At 44.5% G+C, this 5,825-nt stretch carries 3 protein-coding genes; all 3 read left to right on the top strand.

Going from position 1 to position 5,825, the window contains the following annotated elements; all coding sequences use genetic code 11:
- Window positions 1-1,189 precede the first annotated feature (1,189 nt).
- Window positions 1,190-3,745, top strand: coding sequence for a glycosyltransferase (locus tag WYO_RS30380; RefSeq protein WP_007569369.1), 2,556 nt, complete (start codon window positions 1,190-1,192; stop codon window positions 3,743-3,745).
- On the top strand, window positions 3,738-4,514 hold the full coding sequence (locus tag WYO_RS31295; protein WP_007569367.1) for a glycosyltransferase family A protein: 777 nt from the start codon (window positions 3,738-3,740) through the stop codon (window positions 4,512-4,514). Before WYO_RS30380 ends, WYO_RS31295 begins: the two co-directional genes overlap by 8 nt.
- Window positions 4,515-4,572: 58 nt before the next feature.
- The coding region (locus tag WYO_RS31290; RefSeq protein ID WP_007569365.1) for a polysaccharide pyruvyl transferase family protein at window positions 4,573-5,825 on the top strand (1,253 nt) is incomplete at its 3' end.

Genomic DNA, 5,825 nt, shown 5'->3' with positions numbered 1-5,825 from the left:
AACGGCGATGCTTTTCCCCTGGGCTGTCTGCACCTCAATCTGGCGCAGCTTCAGCACGACCTGCTCCACACTTGGCCTGTGTCCTCGCTTCATCCCCAACTCTTCTGGTCCCCGCTGATCCGCTCAATCAGCCCGGTCCAAAGCCAGCCGGTCAGGTCACCTTTGAAAGCCGGCCCTGGAATAGAGACATCAGGGATAGGAGCATGATGCCATACAAGGCCAGCATCCCTGACCGCATCCGGCAAGCCACAAACGTGCAGCATCCCGAATTCATGGAGTTCGATAAGCGTTAGGACGGATGACGCTCCTCAAGCCCGAATGGCCTCGACGTCTGCCGTCAGGTCACGATCCCATGGCGCACCGAAGACGGATCGTCCCTTCTTGCCCGGACACAACGTAACTCCGACCTTTCCTACGTTCTGTCCTACAGTTGTTGATGCGATCTGTAGAGGGTCCGTGAGTGATGTTCGGGCGTGCCGTTGCGACCTAGGCAAGCTGTGTGATCCGAAAACAGCTTGCCCATCATGCCAGGTGTCATCACTTGTCATCATATCCCCATCATAAGATTGCACCATAAGTTAAAAATTACGAAAACGGGCTGTTAACTCGCATCAAATATTTTTAAAAAAGTTATCAGCATAAGGACTGTGGACCATGGATCAATCTTAAGTTCTAAAATTGTTCATAAAACCTCATGAAATTTTTTCATCGCAACATTCCACGGAAAGTTATTTAGCGCCTGAGTGCATATATAGCCTTCAATCCTCGCGGTCTATATTGACCCTTATGATGCTGGGCGACTTTCCGACTTGGAGCCAGCCAGAGCTTTGGTTAGAAGTGACACACAAGCTGCAAGCCATTGGCCCCCCTTGATGACGGCACGCACCCTATGATAGATGTCAAAACTAAAGACTAACCACAGGTAGCAAGCTATGTTATCAGCCGCATGTTTTCTTCTCCGTCAAAGAGTTATCTGAATGCAGAAAAATTTAATCAATAGATGCCGCCATGGTTTATGATTAAGGCGCGCCCAAATACAGTACTTGTCTAGCAAATGAGTTTATGTTCATTCATCCCTTAATTATATATTGATTTTTTTTGCAATGCAGAAGTTTAACTAAGTTGTAGCCAAAAATATTACTTATAACGAACCTATGGGTCCAGTTAACTGGAAAGGGTCTACAAGTTTATGTCGCAGTATCCAATTAGGACCGATATCGCCGTCAAACAACAAAAGACGGTGGAGGCGAGCCCACAACACAAACGCAGTGAGCATCATAGTAACAACGACGCCAAGCTAACAAATTATAAAATCAAGCTGACTGCAGACGAGCGCAAGTTCGTTAATTATATTATTCAGCTTGTGGATGACCAATTTTACATCGATAGATACGGCGATGTTCGGCAAGAAGGTATAAATCCTACTATACATTGGTTAGAGCACGGTATTTTTGAGCATCGTGTCCTAAATCCCCGGGTGGTCGTGCGGATCGATCCTGCTCCAGTTTTGAATAATACATTCGATTGGAAAAAATTTAAATGGAAGGGGCGTGCGGTAATAGTGCGCACGTCGCCAGTAAATACTTCCTTAATGTTAGAGCAAATGGGGAACTTGAGCTTCGACGATGAGATATTTATTGAGAACGTGCTGTCTGTTGTAGATTGGAAATCATACGTATTAGAAAACAGCGACGTCCGAGCCAGTGGGATTGATCCAGTCCTGCATTGGCTTCGATATGGATTTGACGAGAGCCGCAAAACGGGCGGAAATATCATCGTCGAGGGCGATGAGATTGAAGAAGTTGACACTAGCGGAAGTTGGAGTCTGCATCAATGGAAAGGCAGGACTGTTAAGGTTCGGGATTTTGAGAACGAAGTATCAACTCTTTTGAGTCAATTTAAAGTTGCTGAGGAGGAAGATAGGATATTCGTTAGATTCATAGTCAAGAATATCGACCGTAATTTTTACTTACGAACGAACGGCGACGTGAGAGCGTCTCATGCAGATCCTGTAATCCATTTTTTAGGGAATGGATTACAGGAAAGACGCCCGCTGAGCCCGACTCTTCGTGTCCAACTTGCGGCTGATCGCGGTATTGCTGTTGGATCGAATTACAAATCCTTTAAATGGCGCGGTCGAAGCGTCGTTGCTTTCCATCGATGCGATGGAATTTTAAAGTTCTACAATGAACTCGACGGCTTTGCTCCTGATGATGAGGATTTCGCAAGCTTTGTTATAGAAAACATAGATTTAGAAATGTATGTGTCTCGGTATGCAGATGTAAGAAATTCTGGACACGATCCTGTCTCGCACTATCTCAAACACGGTGTCTATGAAGGCCGTAGTATAGCTTCAAATCTAGTAATAAAACCATGCCTCTTGAATCGAGCTGAAGAAGTTTCATCTCGGGTCATACTTTGGTGGCGAGGGAATAGTTATGAGATACGCCGCAACATAATACCTCGGCACATTGTGGATCAAGTTGCTAAACAGGCTGGTTTTGAACCCAGCGTTTTCGCTGCCGGAGCAAATGCCCTGCCAAGTATGAGAGTGTTTGATGGTCCCGATCTTATGGATCGCGACAGAGTAGACGTGGATGCTTTGCTGGGGGCATTCGACGGGTTCAGTTCGATAATTGTGGTTGTACCTTACTTGCTAGCTGGAGGTGCTGAAAAATACGCCTCCGATCTTGTAAGTGTTTTTCTCAAAGAAAGGGGAACCGAGATCACGGTGCTTGTTACTGAACAGGGCGGTCAAGATCAATCTTGGAAACAGCTTTCTATACTGCAACCTATACAAAAAGCCAATGTAGTTTTCTGGAAGGATATCTGCAATTCGTTTGATCCAGTTACGACCTGCGCTCGGTTGCTTAACGCATTGAGACCAAGCCTTATCGTTGTGATCAATAGTCGCATCGGGCTCGATGTCGTCGCGAGCTATGGGAGAGGCTTATCACAGTTTTCCAAGATTTACTGCGCGTATTTTAGTCTTGGAGTGAGAGGCCTCGGAGTGCCGTATGGCGTCATGTTTCCAAGGCTAACCTCTCCGTTCGCCACATCTCTAACTGATAACAACCCGATGCGGGAAACCCTAGATAATCGCTACGCGTTGATCTCAAAAACCGCTTGTGTACTTCTTCCTGCGCAAATCAAGATCGCAAAACGCCGTGAGTTCGATAGACGCATCGAAAGACGCAAAAGGGAGCGAATTAAAGATCGGGGACCAAAAAAATGGGCGTGGTATTCTCGCATTGAAGCGTTCAAGGGTACAGCGATTTTATCAGCTTTGGCAAAATTGAGGCCGAATGATCATTTCGATATTTATGGCCCAGGCGCGGATCAAATCGGACTTTTGGGTCTGGACTTACTAAACATCACTTACAAGGGCGTCGTGTCTGACATTAGCGTTATGGATTTTTCGCAATACGAGGCATTTATTTTCACAAGTCTTTTTGAAGGAATGCCCAATACTATTTTGGAAATGTCGCAGCATGCAATACCAATTGTTTCCACTGACGTGGGCGGGTTGAGAGACACATTTAAAGATACAAGTCTAATGTTTGTAGCGATGCATGAGAATACAGAATCTATGGCGGCCAAATTTGATGCATGCCTAAGTGCTATGATACGGCTTAGTGAAGAAGCAATAATAGAAATGACAGACGGGGCGTACAATGATGTGATTGAACGTCACTCTTTATCAGTATATCACGAGAACGTAAAAAGGTCAATATTACATGTTTAACGAGAAAATCACTGCGGGAATCGTTTTTCACCGCGAAGGGTATTTTGCAGTTCCAGCGCTGAAAAGCCTAAAATGCATGATCGATTATGCTAGAAGTAACGGACTTGAGATTGAGACGATAGCTGTTCTTGATCGGTTTGATAACATCACCAAGCATATTGTGCAAAACTGCGAAGTTGCGTTCGATGATATAATTGAAGTTGAGTTCGGTGATTTAGGAATGTCTCGAAATGCGATCATCGACAGAGCTACAGGCAATTTTGTGACTTTTTTCGACGGAGATGATCTTTGGGGTGAAGAGTGGATTGTGCGTGCATTAACTCGCCACAAACAGCTATCTGGCGACAAGACTATAATATTGCATCCCGAATACCTTTTTTACTTTGATGAATACGACTTCTCGGCGCATAGCACTACAAACTATCCAAATGACCGATCCAAGTCTTTTTGGTTTCGTCATTGGGCGTCCGATGATCCACGATTCGATCCTCGCGCATTACTATTGAATAACATCTGGTCTGCAAATTCCTTTGCTAGAAAGGAAGTTTTTCAAGCCAATCCATACCTTTCTGTCGATAGAAATAAGGGGTTCGGGGTTGAGGACTGGGCATGGAATATAGAAACGGTCTGGGCCGGTGCGCTGCACGCGATCGTGCCAGAAGGGGTACATGTTATCAGGGTCAAACAAGAAGGATCGTTAGGAAAGCAAAATGTGAAGGAAGGTTTATTGCTCCCTCTTCCGTCAAAGTTTGATCTATCGGTCTGGTAGGCTTAACTGCATCTTTAAACTGATGTGTGCTGCATTGTCGATAGTAGTCGAAGGCAACATGTCTTTAGATAGCGAATTTTCTAGGTTTGATGAGGTTGAAAATCTCCTCAAATCGTCGCGATCATTGATTGACGAAATTGTAGGAAAGTTCGTAAGCCGTTCGGAGAGCTATAGTTTATTGGAATTTCCTGATCATTCAAACGTTGGAGATAGTGCGATATGGCTGGGAAGTGTGAGTTGTCTCGAAGCCCATTATGGACGATCGCCTGCCTATGTATGTACATCAGGTAATTTCGATCCAGGCAAATTGGCTTCGACGACATCGGGGCCAATTTTTTTAAACGGTGGCGGGAGCCTGGGCGATATTTGGTACGAGTCACAGATTTTTAAAGAACGTGTAATCAATATGTTTCCTGATCGAACCGTAATTCAGTTGCCACAGTCAATACATTTTTCAGATTGCGAGAAAGCTCAGCGGGCAGCGAAATGTTTTTCTTCTCACAAAGATTTTCATTTGCTGGTCCGCGATGAAATCAGCTTCCGTCACGCACGGGAGATATTGAAAATTGACGCAATCATTTGTCCAGATATGGCTCTATATCTGAACCAGCAGCATAGAAAATTTTCAGCGCCGTTAACTTTTCTAGCGCTTCTTCGAGCTGACAAAGAGTCTAACGTCGATTACTTTAAGTATTCTAACTTACTTGACAGTATACATCGGACTGACTGGCTTTTCGAGTTGGATGTCCAGACTTCATACTTAAGGTCAAATGCATCCGCTCTCGATAATGCGTTGGCTTATAAAAATATAGCTTCGGCACGACTTGATCGCGGAATGATTAAACTTGGTTTGGGTAAAAATGTCATAACTGACCGCCTCCATGCGCACATACTTTGTTTATTGTTAAGAATACCTCATCTTATTATCAATAATTCTTATGGTAAACTCCATAATTTTTTTAGAACTTGGACAAGTGGAATTAGTTTTGCAACTTCGTCAAGTAATATTTGCGATGTAGGCGACTGGATGATCGATCGCCATAGATTTAATTCTGACGCTTCTAGTGCGAGGTTTTCCGAGCAAAGTCTTGTCAATCGGGGCACGGTCGTAAAGTATGTTCCCGGTGATTACTCATCATTGGCTTTTGAATTTGATGTATTGGAACAGAAATTGGTCCAAGATCAAGATCGAAATCGCATCCGTGAAGCCCAGCTTAGCCAACTAGTTGAGGGAGAAGTTGAAAATACTAAGCGTTTGCTGGGAGAAATTAACGATCTTGCCGCTTCGCAGCACCGCGCTTGGACTGAGCT

Source organism: Methylobacterium sp. GXF4 (assembly GCF_000272495.1).
Lineage (GTDB): Bacteria > Pseudomonadota > Alphaproteobacteria > Rhizobiales > Beijerinckiaceae > Methylobacterium > Methylobacterium brachiatum.
This window is presented reverse-complemented; position numbering and strand designations above follow the sequence as displayed.

Bases quoted from the DNA above. Each gene is read 5' to 3' on its own strand.
- WYO_RS31295 (WP_007569367.1), top strand. From the start codon at position 3,738: ATGTTTAACGAGAAAATCACTGCGGGAATCGTTTTTCACCGCGAAGGG.
- WYO_RS30380 (WP_007569369.1), top strand. From the start codon at position 1,190: ATGTCGCAGTATCCAATTAGGACCGATATCGCCGTCAAACAACAAAAG.